This is a genomic window from Pseudomonas sp. MH9.3 (assembly GCF_034354675.1).
Classification (GTDB): domain Bacteria; phylum Pseudomonadota; class Gammaproteobacteria; order Pseudomonadales; family Pseudomonadaceae; genus Aquipseudomonas.
Window position 1 is genome coordinate 5,473,498 of the sequence record NZ_CP133785.1, and the last position, 23,357, is coordinate 5,496,854.

The 23,357-nt window shown below is 60.7% G+C and carries 20 protein-coding genes; 9 read left to right on the top strand and 11 right to left on the bottom strand.

The window, feature by feature from the left end:
* Positions 1–21 precede the first annotated feature (21 nt).
* Positions 22–771: a sulfite exporter TauE/SafE family protein gene (locus RHM60_RS24480; protein WP_231423558.1), complete on the top strand. Its 750-nt coding sequence runs from the start codon at positions 22–24 to the stop codon at positions 769–771.
* On the opposite strand, the gene RHM60_RS24485 is transcribed toward RHM60_RS24480, so the two are convergent.
* Positions 761–1,642, bottom strand: a complete 882-nt coding sequence (locus RHM60_RS24485) for a LysR family transcriptional regulator (RefSeq protein ID WP_322213075.1) — start codon at positions 1,640–1,642, stop codon at positions 761–763. The two genes, RHM60_RS24480 and RHM60_RS24485, sit on opposite strands and share 11 nt — an antisense overlap.
* Positions 1,643–1,712: 70 nt before the next feature.
* Between RHM60_RS24485 and RHM60_RS24490 the strand changes: the two genes are divergently transcribed.
* A complete protein-coding gene (locus tag RHM60_RS24490; protein WP_057008389.1) occupies positions 1,713–1,919 on the top strand; it encodes a DUF1127 domain-containing protein in 207 nt (68 codons plus the stop codon).
* Positions 1,920–2,165: 246 nt separating this feature from the next.
* On the opposite strand, the gene RHM60_RS24495 is transcribed toward RHM60_RS24490, so the two are convergent.
* Complete coding sequence (locus RHM60_RS24495; RefSeq protein WP_322213079.1) at positions 2,166–3,512, bottom strand: class II 3-deoxy-7-phosphoheptulonate synthase; 1,347 nt, start codon at positions 3,510–3,512, stop codon at positions 2,166–2,168.
* 124 nt (positions 3,513–3,636) lie between these two features.
* On the opposite strand from RHM60_RS24495, the gene RHM60_RS24500 reads away from it, so the two are divergent.
* On the top strand, positions 3,637–4,392 hold the full coding sequence (locus tag RHM60_RS24500; RefSeq protein ID WP_209980505.1) for a spermidine synthase: 756 nt from the start codon (positions 3,637–3,639) through the stop codon (positions 4,390–4,392).
* Positions 4,393–4,658: 266 nt separating this feature from the next.
* On the opposite strand, the gene RHM60_RS24505 is transcribed toward RHM60_RS24500, so the two are convergent.
* Positions 4,659–5,450 (bottom strand): crotonase/enoyl-CoA hydratase family protein, encoded by a 792-nt coding sequence (locus RHM60_RS24505; RefSeq protein ID WP_322213082.1) that lies wholly within the window; start codon positions 5,448–5,450, stop codon positions 4,659–4,661.
* Positions 5,451–5,874: 424 nt separating this feature from the next.
* Here RHM60_RS24505 and RHM60_RS24510 point away from each other — a divergent pair, with 424 nt between their 5' ends.
* Positions 5,875–7,548: a DEAD/DEAH box helicase gene (locus RHM60_RS24510; protein WP_209980508.1), complete on the top strand. Its 1,674-nt coding sequence runs from the start codon at positions 5,875–5,877 to the stop codon at positions 7,546–7,548.
* A 165-nt stretch (positions 7,549–7,713) separates the two neighbouring features.
* Here the strand turns inward: RHM60_RS24510 and RHM60_RS24515 are convergent, their stop codons facing one another.
* Entirely contained in the window at positions 7,714–8,481 is a 768-nt protein-coding gene (locus RHM60_RS24515; protein ID WP_231423563.1) for a DODA-type extradiol aromatic ring-opening family dioxygenase, read from the bottom strand.
* A 103-nt stretch (positions 8,482–8,584) separates the two neighbouring features.
* Here RHM60_RS24515 and RHM60_RS24520 point away from each other — a divergent pair, with 103 nt between their 5' ends.
* The gene (locus RHM60_RS24520; protein ID WP_322213086.1) at positions 8,585–9,241 is read left to right on the top strand and encodes a thiopurine S-methyltransferase; all 657 of its coding nucleotides are present in this window, start codon (positions 8,585–8,587) and stop codon (positions 9,239–9,241) included.
* Between the two features lie 174 nt (positions 9,242–9,415).
* Here the strand turns inward: RHM60_RS24520 and htpX are convergent, their stop codons facing one another.
* Entirely contained in the window at positions 9,416–10,303 is an 888-nt protein-coding gene (gene htpX / locus RHM60_RS24525) for a protease HtpX (protein ID WP_322213088.1), read from the bottom strand.
* A gap of 304 nt (positions 10,304–10,607) precedes the next feature.
* On the bottom strand, positions 10,608–11,819 hold the full coding sequence (locus RHM60_RS24530; protein ID WP_209980516.1) for a pyridoxal phosphate-dependent aminotransferase: 1,212 nt from the start codon (positions 11,817–11,819) through the stop codon (positions 10,608–10,610).
* A 202-nt stretch (positions 11,820–12,021) separates the two neighbouring features.
* On the opposite strand from RHM60_RS24530, the gene msrB reads away from it, so the two are divergent.
* Together msrB and RHM60_RS24540 are read left to right on the top strand one after the other, a co-directional pair.
* Positions 12,022–12,414, top strand: coding sequence for a peptide-methionine (R)-S-oxide reductase MsrB (gene msrB, locus RHM60_RS24535; RefSeq protein WP_322213092.1), 393 nt, complete (start codon positions 12,022–12,024; stop codon positions 12,412–12,414).
* A gap of 129 nt (positions 12,415–12,543) precedes the next feature.
* Entirely contained in the window at positions 12,544–13,029 is a 486-nt protein-coding gene (locus RHM60_RS24540) for a glutathione peroxidase (RefSeq protein ID WP_322213094.1), read from the top strand.
* A 30-nt stretch (positions 13,030–13,059) separates the two neighbouring features.
* Here the strand turns inward: RHM60_RS24540 and RHM60_RS24545 are convergent, their stop codons facing one another.
* Positions 13,060–15,369 carry a hybrid sensor histidine kinase/response regulator gene (locus RHM60_RS24545; protein ID WP_231423591.1) on the bottom strand — a complete coding sequence of 770 codons (2,310 nt, stop codon included), beginning with the start codon at positions 15,367–15,369 and terminating at the stop codon, positions 13,060–13,062.
* Positions 15,370–15,538: 169 nt separating this feature from the next.
* On the opposite strand from RHM60_RS24545, the gene RHM60_RS24550 reads away from it, so the two are divergent.
* Together RHM60_RS24550 and RHM60_RS24555 are read left to right on the top strand one after the other, a co-directional pair.
* Complete coding sequence (locus tag RHM60_RS24550; protein WP_209980523.1) at positions 15,539–16,429, top strand: ATP-binding protein; 891 nt, start codon at positions 15,539–15,541, stop codon at positions 16,427–16,429.
* Positions 16,426–16,908, top strand: a complete 483-nt coding sequence (locus RHM60_RS24555; protein ID WP_231423567.1) for a GAF domain-containing protein — start codon at positions 16,426–16,428, stop codon at positions 16,906–16,908. The genes RHM60_RS24550 and RHM60_RS24555 overlap by 4 nt, the downstream gene beginning before the upstream one ends.
* On the opposite strand, the gene RHM60_RS24560 is transcribed toward RHM60_RS24555, so the two are convergent.
* The 4 genes from RHM60_RS24560 to RHM60_RS24575 all read right to left on the bottom strand — a co-directional run bounded on the left by RHM60_RS24560 (position 16,909) and on the right by RHM60_RS24575 (position 23,334).
* Positions 16,909–20,547 carry a transporter substrate-binding domain-containing protein gene (locus RHM60_RS24560; RefSeq protein ID WP_231423569.1) on the bottom strand — a complete coding sequence of 1,213 codons (3,639 nt, stop codon included), beginning with the start codon at positions 20,545–20,547 and terminating at the stop codon, positions 16,909–16,911.
* Between the two features lie 8 nt (positions 20,548–20,555).
* A complete protein-coding gene (locus RHM60_RS24565) occupies positions 20,556–21,182 on the bottom strand; it encodes a response regulator transcription factor (protein WP_209980529.1) in 627 nt (208 codons plus the stop codon).
* Between the two features lie 254 nt (positions 21,183–21,436).
* Positions 21,437–21,832 (bottom strand): response regulator, encoded by a 396-nt coding sequence (locus RHM60_RS24570; RefSeq protein ID WP_209980530.1) that lies wholly within the window; start codon positions 21,830–21,832, stop codon positions 21,437–21,439.
* A gap of 170 nt (positions 21,833–22,002) precedes the next feature.
* Positions 22,003–23,334 carry a deoxyguanosinetriphosphate triphosphohydrolase gene (locus tag RHM60_RS24575; RefSeq protein ID WP_322213098.1) on the bottom strand — a complete coding sequence of 444 codons (1,332 nt, stop codon included), beginning with the start codon at positions 23,332–23,334 and terminating at the stop codon, positions 22,003–22,005.
* Between the last annotated feature and the right edge of the window lie 23 nt (positions 23,335–23,357).

The window sequence follows — 23,357 nt, forward strand, 5'->3', positions numbered from 1 at the left end:
GAGATTGTGGAGTAACGAGCGGTGTTGGATTTAGCGATATACCTGGTATTGGGCGCAGCCCTCGGCACGGTGGGCGGCTTGTTCGGGATCGGCGGCGGGCTGATTGCCATCCCGGTGCTCGGCGTGTTGTTCGGCCTGGACCAGCAACTCGCCCAGGGCACGGCGCTGGTGATGGTGGTGCCGAATGTAATGCTGGCCCTGTGGCGCTACCACCAACGTAATCGCATTGAATTGCGGCATGCCTTGCCGCTGGGCGTGATGGGTTTCAGTTTTGCCTGGCTCGGTTCGATCTGGGCGGTGGGGCTGGACGCAGGCGTGATGCGCATCGGTTTTATTGTGTTTCTGGTGGTGCTGGCGGCCTACAACGGGGTGCGCATGTTCACACGTAACGCGCCGCCGACGGCGCAGATGCGTTATTCCTGGCCCTGGTTGGGCGTACTGGGCGCCGCGTCCGGCGCCATGGGCGGGCTGTTTGGCGTCGGTGGCGCGGTGGTTGCCACGCCGGTATTGACCAGTGTGTTCGGTACCACCCAGGTGGTCGCGCAAGGCTTGTCACTGGCTCTGGCATTGCCCAGCACCGGCGTAACCCTGGTCACCTACGCCTGGCACCACGAAGTGGATTGGGCAATCGGCGTGCCCCTGGCCGTTGGCGGCCTGCTGAGTATCAGCTGGGGTGTGAAGGTCGCCCATGCGCTGCCGGAGCGCGTGCTGCGCGGGCTGTTCTGCGGATTTCTGGTGGTGTGTGCGGTGATGCTGACCTTTAAAGTCTGAAGCCTTCGAGGATGTATTGCGCCAGGCACTCGGTGATGGGCGAGGCCATCGCCGGGTTGCGCAGCAGCCGCAGGTTCATCGACGGCAGCGGCGGAAAGCCGTCTTCGCTGCCGAGTATGCGCAGGTCTTCGGTCACCAGGCTTTCCAGGCTGACCATCACCGCCAGGCCGGCGCTGACCACGGCCTGGATCGCCGCCACATTGGAGCTGTGATACGCCAGCCGGTAATCGAGCCCGACGCTGTCCAGCGCGGCCTGGCTCCACTGGGTGCCGAAGCACTCAACGCCGGACACCGCCAGGGGCAGGGTATCGTGTTCGTCCACGCAAAAGCACGCGGCGGCGGCCCACACCATTCGTTCAGTGCGCAGCAGTTCACCGACATCGTCGCCGGGCTGGCGGCTGATCACCGTCAAGGCCAGGTCGCGGCGCTGCATCAGCACGTTCGAGGCCTCGCAGTGCATCTCGATCTGGATCAGCGGATAAGCCTTGGAAAACCGCGTGAGAATCCCCGGCAGGTAGCGCATCACGTAGTCATCCGGCGTGCCGATGCGCACCAGCCCCACCATATGCGGCTCGCGCAGGGTATTGAACACCTCGCTGTGCAGTTTCAGGATGCGCCGCGCATAGCCCAGCAGCACCTGGCCCTCGGGCGTCAGGCGTACCTGTCGACCGTCACGTTCGAACAGCTTGCGTTGCAGCACATCCTCTTCAAGGCGTTTCATCTGCATGCTCACCGCCGATTGGGTGCGATTCACCCGTTCGGCGGCGCGGGTAAAGCCGCCCTGGTCGGCGATGGCGACGAAGGTGCGCAGCACGTCAGTGTCGATGCTCAGGTAGCCGGACAATTGATCAATCTCCGAGATGTATTGCATAAGAAACATTCGTTGGATTGATCATAGAGCCAGGCACACACTTTCGTCATCCCCACAGGAGGGCGAGAAGATGAAAGGTCAAAAAGGTTTTGTGTTGATCGCGAAGCGGCCTTTGGCCGGGCTGTTTCAGGGCATTGTGCGTTGGCACACGGTGTACCGGGAGCGCCGGTTACTGGCGACCCTGAACGACGACGCGCTCAAGGACATTGGGCTCAGCCGCGCCGACGTGGAGCAGGAAAGCCAACGGCATTTTTGGGACGACCCTTTGCGAAAGTAACTCGGGTTGTGGTTGGAGGGCTTGATTGTGCTTGACTGTGGCGAGCCCTAATGCCGTTCAGTTAAGCGCAGATTCCCTGTGGCGAGCAGGCTTGTCCTGCGTTGGGCTGCGCAGCAGCCCCAAAACCAGGCGCTGAGCCGTATCAGGTACACCGCGTTTTGCTCGATTGGGGGCGCTTCGCACCCCAACGCGGGGCAAGCCCGCTCGCCACCGGCAGTCCGTCAGCAGGCATTTCCAGCTACGGTCTTAGCGCTTGACCTGCTTCAGCGTTTCGGCAATCAGGAACGCCAGTTCAAGCGACTGATCGGCATTCATCCGAGGGTCGCAGTGGGTGTGGTAGCGGTCCGACAAACCGTCTTCGGTAATCGGCCGTGCGCCGCCGATGCACTCGGTGACGTTCTGCCCGGTCATCTCGATATGAATCCCGCCGGCATAGCTGCCCTCGGCCTGGTGCACCTGGAAGAATTCCTTCACTTCGCCGAGGATCTGCGCAAAGTCGCGGGTCTTGTAGCCGCTGCTGGCCTTGATGGTGTTGCCATGCATCGGGTCCGAACTCCACAGCACCTGCTTGCCTTCACGCTGCACGGCGCGGATCAGGTGGGGCAGGTGGTCGCCGACCTTGCCTGCGCCCATGCGCGCGATCAGGTTGAGGCGGCCGGGATCGTTGTTCGGGTTGAGAATGTCGATCAGGCGGATCAGGTCGTCAGGGTTCATGCTCGGGCCGACCTTGACGCCAATCGGATTGTTCACCCCGCGCAGGAACTCGACGTGGGCGCCGTCGAGCTGACGGGTGCGGTCGCCGATCCACAACATGTGGGCCGAGCAGTCGTAGTAATCGTTGGTCAGGCTGTCGCGGCGCACGAAGGCTTGTTCGTAGTTGAGCAGCAGCGCTTCGTGGGCAGTGAAGAAGCTGGTTTCGCGCAACTGCGGCGAGCTGTCCATGCCACAGGCGCGCATGAACGCCAGGGTTTCGTCGATGCGGTCGGCCAACTGGCTGTATTTTTCAGCCAGGGCGGAGTTGGCGATGAAGTCCAAATTCCACTTGTGCACCTGGTGCAGGTCGGCGAAACCGCCCTGGGCAAATGCGCGCAGCAGGTTGAGGGTGGCGGTGGACTGGTGATAGGACTGCAGCAGACGGTCCGGGTCGGGCACGCGGCTTTTTTCATCGAAGCCGATGCCGTTGACGATATCGCCGCGGTAGGCGGGCAGGGTGATGCCGTCGATGGTTTCATCGTTGGACGAGCGCGGCTTGGCGAACTGGCCGGCCATGCGCCCGACTTTCACCACCGGGCAGCCGGCGGCGAAGGTCATCACGATCGCCATCTGCAAGAGTACCTTGAAGGTGTCGCGGATTTTGGCGGCGGAGAACTCGGCAAAGCTCTCGGCGCAGTCGCCGCCTTGCAGCAGGAACGCGCGGCCCTCGGTGACTTCGGCAAACTGACGGCGCAACTCGCGGGCTTCCCCGGCAAACACCAGTGGGGGGTAGCTGGCGAGGTTCTGCTCCACTTGCAGCAAGTGCGCAGCGTTCGGGTACCGGGGTTGTTGCTGGATCGGCAGGGCGCGCCAGCTGTCGGGGCTCCAGGGTTGGCTCATCATGAACTCGATTGGCTGATTGACGGTCGGGCGCCAATGTTATCAGCAATTAGTGCGTGACCTGTTGCCGCCGGTTGGCCGACAATCGCGCCTTTGCCGTGCGGTAAACCCTTTAGGAGTAGTGATGACCGAGGAGCGTGTCGAGCGCCTGCTGGCCGAGGTCCATGATGACTTCGGCATGATCCGTGTGCTGGAAGTGGCCGATTACCGCTTTCTCGAGTTTGGCGACGCCATCGAGCAAAGCTGCGTGTTCACCGCCGACCCGAGCTGGCTGGAGTACGACTACACCCGCGCCATGCTGGTTGGCGCGTTGTGCCATGAGCAGCCGGACAGCGCGCTGTTTCTCGGCCTGGGCGCCGGCACCCTGACCCAGGCATGCCTCAAGTTCCTGCCGCTGGAAGACGTCGAAGCCATCGAGCTGCGCCCCGATGTGCCGCGCCTCGCCATCGAGTACCTGGGGCTGGACGATGATCCACGCCTGTATATCCGCATCGGCGATGCCTTGCAGTTGCTGGAAAGCGCTGAGCCGGCTGACTTGATTTTCGTCGACCTCTACACCGATGTCGGCCCCGGCGTCGGGCACCTGGCGTGGACGTTTCTGGAAAACTGCCAGAAAAAGCTCAACCCGGGCGGTTGGCTGGTGATCAACCAATGGGCCACCGACGATGGCAAACCGTTGGGGGCAGCGCTGTTGCGCGGGCTGTATCACCGGCATTACTGGGAGCTGCCGGTGAAGGAGGGCAATGTGATCTTGCTGGTGCCTTCGGAGCTGGATCAGGAACTGGAGCTGGAGGCGCTCTCGGCGCGTGCCGAGGCCTTGGCGCCGCGATTGGGGTATTCGTTGCAGCCGTTGATCAAGGCGATTCGGCCGGCGACTTAGGTGACTATCAGAGCCTCATCGGGGGCTTGCCCTAATGCCGTTCAGTTAAGCGCAGATTCCCTGTGGCGAGCAGGCTTGTCCTGCGTTGGGCTGCGCAGCAGCCCCAAAACCAGGCGCTGAGCCGTATCAGGTACACCGCATTTTGCTCGATTGGGGGCGCTTCGCACCCCAACGCGGGGCAAGCCCGCTCGCCACAATACGCCCACACATTTTCCTTAACTGAACGGCATTAGGGCTTGCCCCCGATGAGGCCCTCAGTGCCGCCATCAAATCCCCTTGAACACCCCCGGCCGCTTCTCGATCATCGCCCGCACGCCTTCCCTGGCATCCTCACTGTTAAGCAATTGATCCACCACCGCGGGCAAGGCGGCGGCCGCCACGGTTTCGCCTTCCATGCGGGCCAGACGCGCCGAGGTCAGTGTGGCCTGAACCCCAAGCGGCGCCTGGCGGGCGATGCGGCTGGCCAGTTCGATGGCGCGCGGCAACAGGTCTTCGCTGGCCATCACCTCCTGCACCAGCCCCAGGCGCAGGGCTTCATGGGCGTCGAACTCGTCGCCGGTGAGCAGCCAGCGCATGGCATTGCCCCAGCCGGCGAGCTGGTGAAAACGCAGCGTCGCGCCACCGAACGGAAAGATCCCGCGCTGCACTTCCATTTGCGCAAAGCGGGTATTGCTGGCGCAAAGGTTGATGTCCGCCGCCAGCATCAGCTCGATGCCGAGGGTCAGGCAATAACCTTGGGCCGCGATAATCACCGGCTTGCTGACCCTTGGTCCGGCAAACACGCCCCAGGGATCGCAGCCCCCCGGCGGCGGTTGCCAGCCGCCGGCCATCACGCCGCTGACATTGGCCAGGTCCAGCCCGGCGGTAAAATGGTCGCCATGGGCGAATACCACGGCCACCCGCGCGTCGTCGTTTCGATCAAATTCGCCATACGCCAGGCTCAGGTCCTTGAGCAAATCGAGGTCGAAGGCGTTGCGCTTGGCCACCCGGTCCAGGCCCAACAGCAGGACATGACCCCGGAGTTCACGGCTGACGCGGCTACTGCTGGCTTGATTCATCGGGCGTGCCCTCGGGCGCGGGAGTTAAGGTTTCGGACCGAAGGTGCGATCCAATCGGTGAATCGTTTAAGCGTTATGCCCAGCAGGGCCGGGCGTTTGCAAAACAGACCCTGCTGCGGGTATCTGCAAAACCTGTGACGCAGCGCGGTACATCGGTGCGTTGCGCGAAAAAAAGCTCCCTTTTTCAGGTATTTCCGGTATAGTGCGCGCCGGCCTTTAACCGGGCCGCGTTCAGGTAGCGCAATTCCCCGAAGCCAGCTTCGGCTGCACGTCCGCACAGCGGACTCTTCCTTGACGAATCTTTTTCATTCATTCGTTTTCGCAAATCCCCGCCGACAAAGCAGCCAGGGCGACTCTTGAGTCTCAACACGGCATGCGCAGCTTTGGAGCATGGGTCTTTGCGGATGCACTTAGAGGCAGACCCATGACCCAGGAAACCGGCGGCTTCGCCGCTTTTAATCTTAACCCGAACATTCTCGCTGCCGTCATCGCGACCGGCTACGAAGAACCTTCGGCGATTCAGCAGCAATCGATCCCGATCATCATGGCCGGCCAGGACATGATTGGCCAGGCGCAAACCGGTACTGGTAAAACCGCCGCGTTCGCCCTGCCTATCCTGCACTGCATCGATCCTGCCAAGCGCGAACCGCAAGCCCTGATCCTGGCGCCAACCCGTGAGTTGGCGCTGCAAGTAGCAACCGCTTTCGAAACCTACGCCAAGCAAATGCCAGGCGTTACCGTTGTGGCCGTTTACGGCGGCGCGCCCATGGGCCCACAACTGAAAGCCATCCGTAACGGCGCACAGATCGTTGTCGCCACCCCGGGCCGTCTCTGCGACCACCTGCGTCGCGACGAGAAAGTCCTGTCCACCGTGAACCACCTGGTGCTGGACGAAGCTGACGAAATGTTGAAGCTGGGCTTTATGGATGACCTGGAAGTCATCTTCAAGGCACTGCCTGCGACCCGTCAGACCGTACTGTTCTCGGCCACCCTGCCGCAGTCTATCCGTGCCATTGCCGAACGCCACCTGCGCGATCCGCAACACGTGAAAATCCAGACCAAGACCCAGACCGTTACCGCGATCGAACAGGCTCACCTGTTGGTTCACGCTGACCAGAAGACCTCGGCTGTATTGAGCCTGCTGGAAGTCGAAGACTTCGACGCCCTGATCATGTTCGTGCGCACCAAGCAAGCCACCCTGGACCTGGCCAGTGCCCTGGAAGCCAAAGGCTACAAAGCCGCTGCGCTGAACGGTGACATCGCCCAGAACCAACGCGAGCGCGTGATCGATTCCCTCAAGGATGGCCGTCTGGACATCGTTGTGGCGACCGACGTTGCTGCTCGTGGCCTCGACGTTCCACGTATCACCCACGTGTTCAACGTTGACATGCCTTACGATCCCGAGTCCTACGTTCACCGTATTGGCCGTACCGGCCGTGCCGGTCGCGAAGGCCGTGCATTGCTGCTGGTGACTCCGCGTGAGCGCCGCATGCTGCAGGTGATCGAGCGTGTAACCGGTCAGAAAGTTGCCGAAGTCCGCCTGCCGGATGCTCAGGCTGTTCTCGATGCGCGCATCAAGAAACTCACCAATAGCCTGTCGCCATTGGTGGCTGACGCTGAATCGACCCACGGCGAACTGCTCGACCGCCTGACTGCCGATATCGGCTGCACCCCACGTGCCCTGGCTGCAGCTTTGCTGCGCAAGGCTACCAACGGTCAGGCCCTGACCCTGGCAGCCATCGAGAAAGAACGCCCACTGGTGCCGAACAACGCCCCGCGCGGTGATCGTCCAGAGCGTACCGGCGACCGTCCGGACCGTGGTGATCGTGAGCGTCGTGCTCCGGTTCCATTGGCTGAAGGCCGCGCTCGTTGCCGTACCGCGCTGGGCGCGCGTGACGGTATCGCTGCCAAGAACCTGCTGGGCGCTATCCTCAACGAGGGTGGCCTGGCACGTGAAGCCATCGGTCGCATCCAGGTGCGCGACAGCTTCTCTCTGGTAGAGCTGCCGGAAGACGGCCTGGAAAAACTGCTGACCAAGTTGAAAGACACGCGCGTTGCCGGTAAGCAGCTGAAGCTGCGTCGCTACCGCGAAGATTGATTTGCCGCTACGGCTGATTGATCGCCCATAAAAAATCCCCGACTGGTTCGGGGATTTTTTTTGCCTGATATTTTTTTGGATCAGTCCCCGGTCAACTGTGGGAGGGGGGCGTGCTCCCGATGGCGGTACAAGGGCCAATACCTGCAAGGCTGAGCAAACCCGGCGTCAACCGAAGCGGTAGATGTCCATTCCAAGCGCACCCAGGGTGAAGCCTTGGTGCTCGATGCTGAAAGGGCCACCCGCACCGCGAGCGAAATACAGCGGTAGCAAATGTTCATCGCTGGGATGGCTGCGCAGCGCATGCGGCGCCAGGCGGCGATAGTCGTGCAGTATTGCCTCGTCATCGGCGGCGAGGGTCTCCACCATCCAGTCACGAAACTCCCTGGCCCACGGCTCGATGCTGTCCGGTCCGGCGCGCCAGTCCAGTTCACCCAGGTTATGGGTGATGCTGCCGGAACCGATCAACAGCACACCTTGCTCGCGCAGGCTGGCCAGCGCACGCCCGACACGGGTTTGCAGGGCCGGGCCCATGCGGCTGGGCAGCGAGACTTGCACCACCGGAATATCCGCCGCCGGATACATCAACGACAGCGGCACCCAGGTGCCGTGATCGAATGGGCGACGCTCGTCGATCTGCGCCTCCAGGCCGTCTGCGTGAAGCCGCTCGACAATGGCGCTCGCCAACTGCGGATCGCCCGGCGCCGGGTATTGCACCGCGAACAATTCGCGAGGGAAGCCGCCGAAGTCGTGCCAGGTTTGCGGCGCCGCACTGCCGCTGACCAGCAGCCCGGTGCTTTCCCAGTGCGCCGACACCACCACGATCGCCTCAGGCTTGGGCAGCTCTGCCGCCAGCCGCTGCAGAGCAGGGCCGCTGGCGCCCGGTTGCAGGGCGAGCATGGGCGAACCGTGGGAGATGAACAGGCTGGGCAACATGCGTAGGGTCCTGAGGGTTAAGATGCTGCCATCTTCAGTCAGATCATTGATCTAAATCCAATATAAGTTTTAGCGCTTTTTGATCGAATTTCCCGGGGGATTTATGCAGCCTGAATTTTGGCAAGCGCGTTGGGCGCGCAATCAGATCGGCTTTCACCTGCCCGAGGTCAACCCGTACCTGCAACGCCACTGGCCGACGCTGGGCGTGGCCGAGGCTGCAAAAGTGCTGGTGCCGTTATGCGGTAAAAGCCTGGATTTGATCTGGCTGGCCGCGCAGGGGTATCGCGTGATGGGCGTGGAACTGTCGGAGCAGGCGGTTCAGGCGTTCTTCAGTGAGCAGGGCCTGACGCCACAGGTCGTTGAGAAGGGCGCCTTCAAGGTTTATCAGACGGGACTGATCGAGCTGTGGTGCGGTGATTTCTTCGTCCTGGATGCGCAGGCGCTGGGTGATTGCAGTGCGCTGTATGACCGCGCGGCGCTGATCGCCTTGCCGCCGTTGATGCGTGCGCAGTATGCCGGGCATCTCACTGCGCTGCTGGGGGCCGGCACAAAAGGCCTGCTGGTCACGCTCGACTATGACCAGGTGCAAAAGGCCGGCCCGCCCTTTGCGGTGAATGATGACGAAGTGCGCATGTTGTTGTGTGAGGGCTGGAGCGTGGATGTGCTGCAAGAGCAGGACATCCTGGGCGAGAGCTGGAAGTTCGTGCAGGACGGCGTCACGCGACTGGAGGAGCGCGCCTATCGGCTGGACCGGCGCTGAGGTCTGCGCTGTTCATGCCAACGCCCTTGCGGGCAAGTCGAATTGTCGCGCCGGCGCTCCCACAGGGGATCTGCGCTTAACTGACTGACATTAGGGCTTGCCCGCGATGGCGTTTCAAGCACCCACAAAAAAGGAGCGATCAAGTCGCCCCTTTTCAGTGTCACTGCCTGACCGTCAGCCGCGACGGTGCAGTGCGTCGATTCGCTCTTCCAGCGGTGGATGGCTCATGAACAAGCGCGCCATGCCCTGTTTGATGCCGCCGTTGATACCGAAGGCCGTCAGGCTGTCCGGCATATGCACCGGCAGGCCCTGTTCGGAGCGCAGGTGCTGCAAGGCTGCAATCATCGCCCCGGTACCGGCCAGACGCGCACCGGCTTCGTCTGCACGGAATTCGCGTTTGCGCGAGAACCACATGGTGATCGCACTGGCCAGGAAACCCAGCACCAGCTCGGCGAAAATGGTCGCCACGAAGTAGGCGATGCCGCGACCCTCTTCGTTCTTGAAGATCACCTTGTCGACAAAATTGCCGATGATGCGCGCGAAGAACATCACAAAGGTGTTCACTACGCCCTGTACCAGCGCCAGGGTAACCATGTCGCCGTTGGCCACATGGCCGATCTCGTGGGCCAGTACCGCCTTCACTTCATCGTAGGAAAAGCGTTCCAGCATGCCCTGGCTGACCGCAACGAGCGCATCGTTCTTGTTCCAGCCGGTGGCGAAGGCGTTCGCTTCATAGGCCGGGAAGATCCCGACTTCGGGCATCTTGATGCCGGCCTCGCGGGACAATTGCTCGACGGTCTGCAGCAACCATTGCTCATGTCGGGTACGGGGCTGGGTGATCACCTGGGTACTGGTGCTCATTTTCGCCATCCACTTGGAGATGAACAGCGAAAACAGCGAGCCGGCAAAACCAAAGACCGCACAGAAAACCAGCAGCTGATTGAGGTTCAGGTCAACCCCGTTGGCCGCCATGAACCCGTTGAAGCCAAAAAGGCTCAGGGTGATGCTGGCAATCAGCACGACCGCCAGGTTAGTGGCCAGAAACAGCAGGATGCGCATCATGGTTGTAGAGTTCTCCTCATGCTTAATATGTCGCGTACTGCGGGGTATATAAGGTGCAGCCTGGGGTGATTCAACCGGGCGACTATTTCAAACTGTGTCCTACAGCTTTTATGTAAACCCTTGAAGGGATTTTCCTACCTGACAAACCGCTCGGCACGCGCTTTCAATCGCCTTGCGGCCTAGTGTTTACGGGGCCTGGCGGTTGCCTTGAGTTCAAGAGATGGGTCAGACCCAGGGCAGGCCAGAGAAGTGTTGCCAGATAATCGCTGTACGACCAAAAGCTGGCCGTACAGTGTCATTTTCGTTACTGGCGATAAGACTTGAGGAAGTTGCCGATACGGCCAATGGCCATTTCCAGGTCATCCACACGCGGCAGGGTCACCACACGGAAGTGATCCGGCCACGGCCAGTTGAACGCGGTGCCCTGGACTACCAGCAGCTTTTCCGACAGCAGCAGGTCGAGCACGAACTTTTCGTCGTTGAGGATCGGGCACACCTTCGGGTCGATACGCGGGAAGGCATACAGCGCACCCATGGGTTTGACGCAGCTCACGCCGGGAATGTCGTTGAGCAGCTCCCAGGTACGGTTGCGCTGTTCAAGCAGGCGGCCCTGGGGCAATACCAGATCGTTGATGCTCTGGTAGCCGCCGAGGGCGGTCTGGATCGCGTGCTGGCTCGGCACGTTGGCGCACAGGCGCATGTTGGCCAGTATGTCGATGCCTTCGATGTAGCTCTGGGCATTGTGCTTGGGCCCGGAAATCGCGATCCAGCCGGAGCGGAAACCCGCCACTCGATAGGACTTGGACAGGCCGTTGAACGTCAGGCACAACAGGTCCGGGGCCAGGGAGCCGGTGCAAATGTGCACGGCGTCGTCGTAGAGGATCTTGTCGTAGATCTCGTCGGAGAACACCACCAGGTTGTGCTGGCGTGCCAGTTCGAGCATGCCCAGCAACACTTCCCTGGAGTACACGGCACCGGTGGGGTTGTTCGGGTTGATGATCACCAGGGCTTTGGTATTGGGAGTGATCTTGGCTTTGATATCGGCCAGGTCCGGGAACCAGTCGGCGCCTTCATCGCACAGATAGTGCACCGGGTGGCCGCCGGCGAGGGTCACAGCGGCGGTCCACAGCGGATAATCCGGCGCGGGTACAAGCACTTCGTCACCGTTGTTGAGCAGGGCCTGCATGGACATCACGATCAGCTCGGACACCCCGTTGCCCAGGTAAATGTCCTCGATGCCGACACCTTCTACCTGCTTCTGCTGGTAGTACTGCATCACCGCCTTGCGCGCGCTGAACAGGCCTTTGGAGTCACTGTAGCCCTGGGCTGTCGGCAGGTTGCGGATCACGTCCTGGAGGATTTCTTCCGGCGCTTCGAAACCAAAGGGGGCCGGGTTGCCGATGTTCAGCTTGAGGATGCGATGGCCTTCCTCTTCCAGGCGTTTGGCGTGCTTGAGCACGGGGCCGCGAATGTCGTAGCAGACGTTGGCGAGCTTGTTCGATTTGCTGACCTGCATGGCGATGTGATCCTGAAAATGAACGATCCAGACGGCGAAGACACTACCGTACTGTGAATCCTGCGCGGTCCGCACCTGTAAATACGTTTGAATGGCGGTGGCGCGGGTGCCAGACTGGCGTTTTGAAGAGGCGCAATCATACGTGCCGCCTGATCCATGGAAAAGACACAGATCAGGGTTTTTCAGTGACCGAGGTGTACCGATGGATAAGTTGCAGAAAACCGTTGATGAATGGAAAGCGATGCTTGATCCGGAGCAATACAACGTATGCCGTCTCAAGGGCACCGAGCGCCCGTTCACCGGCAAGTACAACGAGACCAAAGCCGACGGCGTCTATCACTGCATCTGCTGCAATGAAGCGTTGTTCGACTCCACCACCAAATTCGACTCCGGTTGCGGCTGGCCCAGCTTCTACGCGCCGATTGCCGACAGCGCGATGATCGAGATTCGCGACGTCAGCCACGGCATGATCCGTACCGAAGTCACCTGTGCCAAATGCGATGCGCACCTGGGCCATGTGTTCCCGGACGGCCCGCCGCCGACCGGCCTGCGTTACTGCATCAACTCGGTGTGCCTGGACTTCGTGCCGCGCTGAAGTCCAATGCGGGAGGGGCCTTGCTCACTCCCGCATGCTGATTGCGCTCCATCAGCGCCATCGATGTAAATTGCGCACGATTGAGTTGCCCGCTATTTTTCAACCCCTTCCACTGATCGAGACTTTGTCATGGCCGACCCGCTGCTGAGCATCCCGTGCACCACCATCAAGGGTGAGCAGAAGACCCTGGCCGATTTTGCCGGCAAGGCCATCCTGGTGGTCAACACCGCCAGCAAATGCGGCTTCACCCCGCAGTACAAGGGCCTTGAACAACTCTGGCAGCAGTACAAGGACCAGGGCCTGGTGGTGCTGGGGTTTCCGTGTAATCAGTTCGGCAAGCAGGAACCGGGCGATGAAGGCGCGATTTCAGAGTTCTGCGAGCTGAACTTCGGCGTCAGCTTCCCGTTGTTCAAGAAAGTCGATGTCAACGGCAGTGATGCCCACCCCTTATTCGTTCAACTGAAAAAACAGGCGCCCGGCCTGTTGGGCTCCAAAGGCATCAAGTGGAATTTTACCAAGTTCCTGATTGGCCGCGATGGCCAGCAGGTCAAGCGGTTTGGTCCAACCACCAAGCCACAGGACCTGACCCGGGAGATTGAAGCTCTGCTCAAATGAGCGATGCGACGCGCATGTGCCTTGCGCAACTCAACGCGCTGCCGCCTCGGGAACCCACAGGTCCAGCAGCGCATTGAGTTCCTCGCGGCGGAATGGTTTGGCCAGGTAGTCATCCATCCCCGCCGCTCGGCAGCGCTCGCGTTCCTCGGACAGCGCATTGGCCGTCAACGCGACAATCGGCAGATCCGGCCAGCGGCCACTGCGGCGGATCTGGCGGCTGGCTTCGTAGCCGTCCATCACCGGCATGTTGCAGTCCATCAACACCATGTCAAAGCGCTGTTCCTCAAGAAACTTGAGCGCCTCGCCGCCATGGGCCGCCACGATCACTTCACAACCCAGCTTGGCGAGCATGCCTTTGGCCACCAATTGATTGACCGGGTTGTCCTCCACCAGCAGGATGCGCGCCCGGTGCGCCAGCGGCGCGGCTTCCCGCTGCACGGTATCGAGCGCCAACTGCGTGTCGCTGCGCAGGTTGCGTTGCAGGATCTGGTACAAGGCATTGCGGCTCAAAGGGCGCGCCTGTTGCTGCAAGGGCGCGAACGCGGCGACCTCTTCGCCGGGCATGAAATTGCCGTAGGCGGTGACCACGAGAATGGGCGCGGTAATGCCCGGGCGGATGCGGAACAGGCATTCCGGGCAGTCGGTGATCAGCAGGTCGGGCGTTTGCCCGGTCATGTCGTCATCCATCGTCAAACAGCGCGTGGTCAGCCCCCAGTGCGGCAGCAGCGAAGTGAGCAGCTCCGTCAGGCCGCTGCCGGTATGGGTGATCACCAGCACTTCACCTTTGAGCGGCGCCTGTCGGCTGGCGGGTAGATGGGTGGGCAACGGCAGTTCGGCGCAGAACTGGCTGCCAAAGCCCACCTCGGAACTGATGCTCAACCGTCCGTGCATGGCTTCACACAGGTTGTGGGTCAGCGCCAGGCCCAGCCCGGTGCCGCCAAACTGGCGGGTGATGCCGGCGCCGGCCTGGGTGAACGGCTGGAAGATCTTTACCTGCGCGTCCTGGGCGATGCCGATGCCGGTGTCGCAGACCTCGATTTTTACCTGATCGCCCTGGGCGCTGAGCCGCACATCCACGCGGCCGAAGCGCGTGAACTTCAAGGCGTTGGAGAGCAGGTTGCTGACGATCTGCCGTACCCGCGTCGGGTCACCGAGCACCTGTGCCGGAAATTGCGGATCGATCAGGCAGGTCAGCTCGACGCTCGGCGCCGCATTCTGCGACAGCAGGTTAGCGGTGTCTTCCACCATTGAACCCAGGTCGAACGGGATGCGCTCCAGTTCCAACTGGCCCGCGTCGAACTTGGAGAGGTCGAGAATATCGTTGAGCAAGTCCACCAGCACCTTGCCGGAGTCGTGGGCGATGGACAGTTGCTGGCGCTGTTCGGCGTTCAGCGGGCTGTCCAGCGACAACGCGATCATGCCGAGCAAACCATTGAGCGGCGTACGAATTTCGTGGCTCATGTTGGCCAGGAACGCTGCCCGCGCCTGTGCCATGCCCAGGGCGTTCATCTTCGCCGCCTCCAGCTCATCGTTGGATTGGCTCAGGCGCTGGTTGCTGGCCTTGAGCTCCAGAGTGCGCGCCGAAACGATATCTTCCAGCTGCCCCAGGTATTCGGTGAGGCGATCCTCGGCGTGGCGGCGCTGCTGGATTTCGGTTTGCATGTTGTCAAATTGCTGGTTGGCCACGTTGACCAGCACGCCGATCTCATCCTGCTCATGCCCTGGCGGGCAGTCCAGGCGCGCCTGCTTGCGGTCGCTCAATTCGCGGATGATGCGCACCAGTGGCTGCGTCAGCATCACGTAGAACAGGCCCAGCAGGATCCCGGTCAGCAAGAGGCTGCGCACGAACCCGTTGAGCAGAGTGATTTCGGCGCGACGCAGGAAGCGGCTGCCAAAGGCATAAGTGTCAACGTCCAGGTACAGCACGCCGAGTGACTCGTCGGGCATGTGGCTGAGGAACAGACGGTCTTCGAATTGGCGATTGGCGCCAAACAGGAAATCGCTGATGGGACGATAGGTGCTTTCGCTGCGCGGCCGATTGACGTCCGCGAGTATCACGCCGTTGTTGTCGACCAGTTGCGCACGGATGATGGCCGGGGAGTGCAGCAGGCCCAGCGTCAGCTCCTTGGCCAGTTCAGCGTCGATGTTGTAGGCGATGCGTGACGCCGGGTTATGGCTGATTTCGATCAGCGAGCGAATTTCACGGTTGATGGATGCGTCTTCGCTGGCATAATCAATGCCAATTTGCCCAAGGCTGAGCAAGGTTCCCAGGATGAAACCTACCAGCACAGTCAGTTTGGCTTGTTTATAAGACAAGCGGTGGGCGAACCTGATATCCATCGAGTGTTGAACCACTTCACGTTTCCTTTCGCCGGCAAGCATAGCTGAACATCCACAAGCCAAGGCTTGCCCGGCACGAATCGTTTATTTTTACAGGTGCAGCCTGTTGCGGCCAGCAGCACGGCTGCCAATACGCCATCTTTTGCAGGAACTTGCCAGAGGAATAGACGTGGACTCTCGATTGAACGCTTTTCTTGAGCGTGCCGACGCGGTACTCGCGCGGCTGGAACCCTTGTTACCCGCGCCCCGCCAAGCCATCGACTGGCATCAGTGCCTGGCCGCCCGTTGGCAGCGCGAAGGCCGCAGTGGCTTCCTGCTGCCGCTGGAGGTCAGCCTCGACATGCGCCTGTCCGACCTGATCGGCGTCGACAAACAGCGCGAGCAACTGGCGCGCAACACTCAGCAGTTTATTAACGGCCTGCCTGCCAACCATGCGTTGCTGTGGGGCTCGCGGGGCACCGGTAAATCTTCCATGGTGCGTGCCCTGCTGGCCGAGCACGCCAAGGCCGGCTTGCGCCTGATCGAGATCGAGCGCGACCACCTGGCCGATCTGCCGCGCGTGGTCGAGCAATTGCTCAAGCTGCCGCAGCGTTTCATCCTCTTCTGCGACGACCTGTCGTTTGAAGCCGGTGAGGGCGACTACCGCATCCTCAAGAGCGTGCTCGACGGCTCGCTCGAGCAGGCGCCGGACAACGTGCTGCTGTATGCCACCTCGAACCGCCGTCACCTGGTCCCGGAAAACCAGAGCGACAATGACAACTGGAAACGCGTGGACGGCGAGCTGCACCCCAGCGAAGCGGTTGAAGACAAGATTGCCCTGTCCGACCGATTTGGCTTGTGGCTGTCGTTCTACCCGTTTACCCAGGAGCACTTCCTCGATGTGGTCGAACACTGGATCGGCGAGCTGGCAAGCACGTCCGGGTTGCAGTGGCAGCGCGATGAAGCCCTCGACATTCTCGCCGTACGCTGGGCCACCGGACGGGGTAACCGCAACGGCCGTTGCGCGTATCAATTCGCCCGCTACTGGGTGGGTCTCAAATTGCTGGAGCGTCAACCATGATCGATTTGCAACACGCAGGCACCGGCCTGGACGGCTACGCTATGTTATGCGCGCAGTTGGAGTCGCTGCTGGCGGATGAGCGTGATTTCATCGCCAACAGCGCACAGTTTTCCGCGTTTCTGTACAACCAGTTGGACGACCTCAACTGGGCCGGTTTCTACCTCAATCGTAATGAAGAGCTGGTGCTGGGTCCGTTCCAGGGCCAGATTGCCTGTGTGCGTATTCCGTTTGGCCGCGGTGTATGCGGTGCGGCGGCGGCATCGCGACAAACCCAGCGGGTGGAGGATGTGCATGCGTTTGCCGGCCATATTGCCTGCGACAGCGCCTCGAACAGTGAACTCGTGGTGCCGCTGGTCAAGAATGGCCAGTTGATTGGCGTACTCGACCTCGACAGCCCGTCGCTGGCCCGCTTCACCGAGCAGGACCAGGCGGGTATCGAACAACTGGCGGCGATTTTTCTACGTTTGACGGATTGCTGATCAGCCTGGCGCCTTCAGGCTGTTGAGTTGTATGAGCAGCGTCCTTTCCAGCTCAAGCATGCCTTTTTCCAGGATTTTGATGGCCGCTTCGATTGCAGGCCAGTCATCTTCCCGGGCACAGGCCTGTTCCACGGTCTCGCACTGCGCGGCCAGAGTGCCGGCCTGGACGATGCGTGCAGCGCCCTTGATCTTGTGCGCCTGCTCGATGAACGCCTGGAGGCTCGCGCGCTGCGCGGTGAGGGCCATCAACTCCTGACGGTCATCACGACTGCTGCTCAATAACTCTTCCATCAGGCGGCGGCTCAATTGGGCGTCACCTCCCGTCAAGTGGTCGAGGCTGGCGAAGGCCGGCGGCGTGCCGCAGGATTGTCGCTCGACCTGCGCCAGTTGTCGCTCCAGCACCGTGAGGCTGATCGGCTTGAACAGGCAATCGTCCATGCCGGCCTCCTTGCAGCGCAGTTTTTCCTCCGGCTGGGCATTGGCGGTAAAGCCCAGCACCACACAGGGGGGGAGTTGCTCGCGCTGTTCATATTCGCGGATCGAGCGGCTCAACTCATAGCCGTTCATGATGGGCATGTTGCAGTCGGCGATGACCAGGTCGAAGCGTTCCTGACGCCACGCCTGGAAGCCGGCCGCACCGTGTTGGGCAGCGGTGAACTGATGCCCCAGATAGCCCAGTTGCTGGCACATCAGCAAGCGGTTGGCAGGGTGGTCATCCACCACCAGCACGTTGAGCACCGCAGCAGGGGCGGGGTCGGCCGGCTTTGGCTCGTCCACGCGCTCGACCGGCTGCAGGCTCGGCATTTTCAAATGGACATGCACCTGGGTGCCGACCATCGGCACACTGCTCAGGCTCAGTTGCCCGCCCATCATGGCGCACAGGCTGCGGCATATCACCAGCCCCAGACCTGCACCGCTCCTGGCCAGTTGCCCGGAATTGTCGGCCTGGGCGAAAGGTTCGAACAGGCGCATCTGGTCGTCACGGCTGATGCCGATACCGGTGTCCTCGACCACCAGCTTCATTTCCACCTGCTGCGGCTGGTCGGTGGGTTGCACGTCCACCTTGATCTTTACCTGCCCGTGTTCGGTGAACTTGATGGCATTGCTTACCAGGTTCGACAGCACCTGTTTGAAGCGCAGCGGGTCGATCAGCACTTCGGTAGCGTCCTGCTCCGGCTTGAACTCCAGCAGCAGGCTGAGGGTTTTCTGCCGCGCCAGTCCATCGAATACGCGCACCACCGACTCAATCACTTCTCGCAGATTCACGCGCTCCGGTGCCAGGCTCAAACGTCCGGATTCGATACGCGCGATGTCAAGGATATCGCCGATCAACTCCAGCAAGTCCTTGGCCGAGTTGTAGGCCACCTCGATGGCCGGACGATCAAGGTGGCCCTGGTCGGCGCGCTTGAGCGTCAGTTCGAGCATGCCGATTACCGCGTTCATCGGCGTGCGGATTTCATGACTCATGGTCGCAAGGAAGGTACTTTTTGCTCGATTGGCTTCGTCGGCGCGCTCCTTGGCCGCGCGCAGCTCGTCGAACAATTGGCGGCGATCACTGATATCGATCCAGCCACCGATGATGCCCTGGACCTCCCCGACCGAGTCGCGATAGGGAAGAATCCAGTGATAGATCGTCAGCTTTTTGCCCTGGATATGCAGGGTGCGATCCAGAATCAGCGGGTTGCCCTGCGCCACGACTCGCTGGTAGTCGGCGTGGTACTGCGCAGCTTCCGCCTCGATGGCCATGTTCATCTGGGTCACGTTTTTGCCGATCACGTCTTCACGCTGGACGCCAAACGCCTGCAGGTAACTGTCGTTGCAGGTCTGCAGCAAACCACTGCGATCCCGTACATAGATCGGATGCGGGGTTTCATTGACCAGTGCGCGCATGAATTCGAACTGATCGTTGAGCGCCCGCTCAGCGCGTTTTCGCTGGGTGATCTGGCGGCGCATGTAGGCGTTCCAGGTCAGGGACGTGAGCAGTAACAGCCCGGCGCCGATGATGATTTGCGTGATCAGACGGTGGTAGTTGCGCCAGTAGCTGTCGGAGGCTGTGGAGTATCCCCGCCAGCGGCTGTTGATGATGCCCAGTTCATCCGGGGCAATGCTCAGCAATGCTTTATCGAGGATCGAACTCAGCTCGGTGGCTTCGCGCGACGTGGCCAGGGCAAAGGTGGCCGGAAGGGTGCCAATGCTGGTGCTGATCTGCAGCTTGTCCTGGAACACCTGGGAAGACAGCAGGTAATTGGCGATCACCAGCGAATTCACTGCGCCGTCCACCTGTCCCTGTGCCAGCAGTTCGGAGGCCTTGAAGGTGTCGCCGGCCTCCACCTGTTGAATCAGCGGGAAGTCCTGGGCGAGCATCTTGACCAGCGGGTTGCCTTGGGTGATCGCCAGGCGTTTGCCTGCCATCTGTTCCAGGTTCAGTGGGGCTTTGGGCTCCTTGCGTGTCAACAGCACGTAGGAGTTTTCCAGATAGGGACGGCTGAAGTTCAGTTGGTTCTCCCGCTCATCGCTGGGAATAATTGCACCGATGATGTCGGCTTTTCCGGTGCTGACCTCTTCGATCATCGTGCTGACTTCACGCGTGCGCCGAATCTCGAAGCGCAGGCCGGTACGCAGCTGAATCAGTTCCAGCAAGTCGGCGGTGACGCCACGGAATTTGCCGTCTGCGTCAAAAAAGGTCAGCGGCGCAAAGGTTTCATTGACCAGCACGCTGACCACCGGATGTTCCTGCAGCCAACGCTCTTCGCGCGGCGTCAGGTGCAGCTTCTTGTCCGTCAGCAGGATATCGCTGCCGGCACTCCAGCGCTTGGCGATACTGTCTCGTTCGTTGATGGGCACCGCGGCCAGTACCGAATCGACAAGGGACAGCAGGATGCGTTGGTCCTGGCGTAACGCAAAGCTGAAACCATAGGCTTCATGTTTGCCGAAATTGGCCATGCGCACATTCTTCAGGTAGCCCTTATTGATCATGTAATGGGTGGAGATGGTATCGCCCAGAAACACGTCGGCCTGGTCGAACGCCACTGCATTCAAGGCGTTCTGGTACGAGGGATAGGTGCTGATGTGCGCTTGCGGGTACAGCTTTTCCACTTCGTCCAGCGGCAGGTAGTGATACACCAGGCTCAAGCGCAGCCCGGCCAGGTTATCGTTCAGGCTGCGGGTTTCTCCCTCGCGGGTCACCAGCACGGGTTGATCCACCGCGTACGGCTCCGACAGCACGAGGTTCGCGTTGGCGGCCTCGAAGCCATTGGCGGAGCCCAGCAGGTCTATGTCGCCCGATTCAAGGGCGCGGATTGCTGCCTCACGTGTGGGATAGCGCAATACTGTGATGGGCAGGTTCAGGGCATCGGCCAGCAGCCCTGCGTAGTCGGCGGTCAACCCCTCGTAGTCGCGACCGCTGGAGGTGAGGTCGAAGGGCGGGTAGTCGGGCGCAGCAGTCCCCAGCACCAGTTCGCGTTTGTTCTGCAACCATTGGCGCTGTGTCCTGTCCAGTCGAGACTCCAGTTGAACGGCACCCGCACGGCTCAGTAAGGTGAAGTGTTCCGGGCCGGTTTGATGATCGGCGGGCGCGGTCGTGCTGAAGCACACGCCGGCAATTAATATAACCAAATAGTCCTTTATACGGCTGGGCATCCGCTTTCTCACACTAGCGCGTTTCGTTTTGCCATCTCGATAAGTTCTACCAAGGACTTGGCTTTCAGTTTTTGCATAAGGCGTTTTTTATAAGTGCTCACGGTTTTATTACTCAAAAACATGCCTTTTGCTATTTCCTTGTTAGTACGGCCCTGGGCAAAAAGTTGCAAGACCATCAGTTCCCTGTCATTTACCATTTTAAATAATTCAAGTTCCTCCGCGTCGTTGCCGTCCGCGCTGCCGGCATTCAATGCCTGGCTGGGAAAATAGTTGTAGCCGGACAGTACGGCGCGGATGGCACTCAGCAGCTCACTCAGGTCACCCTCTTTGCACACGTAGCCGTCGGCGCCCGAGCGCATACAGCGCGTGGCGAACAGCGTCGGGCATTGGGCGGTGAGGATCAGAGTCTTCATCGACGTGTTCATGGCGTTGAAACGGCAGAGCACTTCCAGGCCATCCAGTTTCGGAATGCTGATATCCAGAATGATCAGGTCGGGCATGCATTCGCGCACCATCTGTATGGCGTCGCAGCCATTATCCGTTTCACCAACGACTTTATAACCTTCATGTTCCAGCAACATTCGAATCGCCAGCCTGATAACGGGATGGTCATCAATGATAAAAACGGTGTTCATAATCACATTCCATGCAAGTGCAAATAAAGCGGGCACATTAGCTCAGAAGATGAGGGGTGAGCATGAGCCTTGGGGAGACAGGTATAAAACAGGAAAATTCCTACATGAAAAAAGGTGGCAACCTACGCAGCGTTAAGGCTTTGTGGTATCTGGTGTAAGCAAATTTTGATGAAAAGTAATAACCGGTGGCACGAGGCAGTTCACGTTGCTTTTCAAGTAATTTTTTTCGCAGCCTGATGTTTAAAATCCTACAGTCAGCGTTGAAATAGTGGCGCCATTAACATTGAAAGTTCGTCCTTGTTTAATGGTTTCGGTAAATAACCAAGAATGGGCAGGCCGCGTTGCAAGGCTTGCAGGGTCAGGTTGGAGAGCTCCATCGCCGGCAATCCGCTCAGTAGAATGGCACCGGTGATGAAATGCTGGCGGCTGGCAATTTCCACCAGCTCCAGCCCCGGCAGGTCAGGCAGGCACTGGTCGCAGAGCATAAGATCGAAAGGGGCTGTGGCGGTGCACATCGAATGGATGGCTTGTTCAGCGTTTTCTGCGAGGGTCAGTTGCTCGAAGCCGAAGCTTTTGAGCAGGCATTGGGTGGCCAGGAGTTGAAAGGGATGATCCTCCACCAACAGGATTCGAACGGTGCGAGCGGGCATGGAAGGCACACGGGGCAGTCAAGCGGCGATAGGGGGGCTTGGGAATGACTCGCTGAGTCGGCCAGAAGCGTGCGCGATTATTCTTTGGATAACTGCGCGAATTCGATCAGGCCGCTCTGTTAGCGTCGTAGGCAATTTCTGCTCAGATAACAGGCGGCGTGATCCCATGCTCACTTCGGGCTCGAACGCCCAGTCATCTCCCGTGCCATTTGCGTGGCGTAGCTGTCGGTCATGCCGGCGATAAAGTCGATCATTCGCAGGAACGAGGCGTGCAGCGGCCAGGCCGGGTCCGGCGCACTGTTGCCCAGCAGGTCGAGGATGCGCCGGTTCTTGAACGACGGCGTACGCCCGCCATGCTGCTCAAGGGCGGCACCGCAAAAAGCGTTCAGCAGGATTTCCAGCGTGGTGTAGGCGCCGATTTCATGCAGGGTCTTGCGCTTGTCCTGGAATATTTTCTTGCGCGCCATGTCCTTGGCATCCAGTACGCAGCGCTTGGCCGGGCCGTGCATGTGCTCCACCAGATCGCCCGGCAGGGTGCCGGCCAACAAGGCGTCCTGCTGTTCAACGAAGGCGCGCGCGGCTGCGTTGGTGAGGTGCTCGATGGCCTTGCCGCGCAGGATTGCCAGCTTGCGCCGCCGCGAATCCTCGGCGCCCAGCTGCCGGTAGGTCTGCGGCAGGTCGTCGCCCACCAGGTCGAGCAGCAATGACTCGACCTCGGCGTATTGCAGCAGCTCCATTTCCAGGCCGTCTTCCAGGTCGATCAAGGCATAGCAGATGTCGTCTGCGGCTTCCATCAGGTAAACCAGCGGATGGCGAGCCCAGCGTTGTTCCTCAAGTTGCGGCAGGCCGAGCTTGTGGGCGATCTGTTCGAGGATCGGCAGCTCGCTCTGATAACAGCCGAACTTGTGCTTCTTGTAGCCCAGGGCATCGGCGTGGCGTGCGGTCCAGGGGTATTTCAGGTAGGTGCCCAGGGTGGCGTAGGTCAGGCGAGTGCCACCGTCGAACTGGTGGTATTCCAGCTGGGTGAGGACGCGAAAGCCCTGGGCATTGCCTTCGAAATTGAGGAAATCGTTGCGCTCGGCGTCGCTCATGTCGTCCAGCCAGCCACGCCCGGCGGCCTGCTGAAACCAGTGGCGGATGGCGTCTTCGCCCGAATGACCGAACGGCGGGTTGCCGATGTCGTGGGCCAGGCAGGCCGATTGCACCACCATGCCCAGGTCGCTCGGGTCGCACCAGTCGGGCAGGGCGCTGCGCAGGGTTTCGCCCACGCGCATGCCCAGGGAGCGGCCGACGCAGCTGACTTCCAGGGAGTGGGTCAGGCGCGTGTGGATGTGGTCGTTACTCGACACCGGATGCACCTGGGTCTTGCGGCCCAGGCGGCGGAATGCGCCGGAGAAAATGATGCGGTCATGGTCTTTGTGAAACGGGCTGCGGCCTAGTTCTTCGGGGCTGTGCAGGGGTTTTCCAAGACGTTCGCGGGTCAGCAGGGTGGGCCAATCCAAGGCGGTTACTCTCCGTGCGGTGA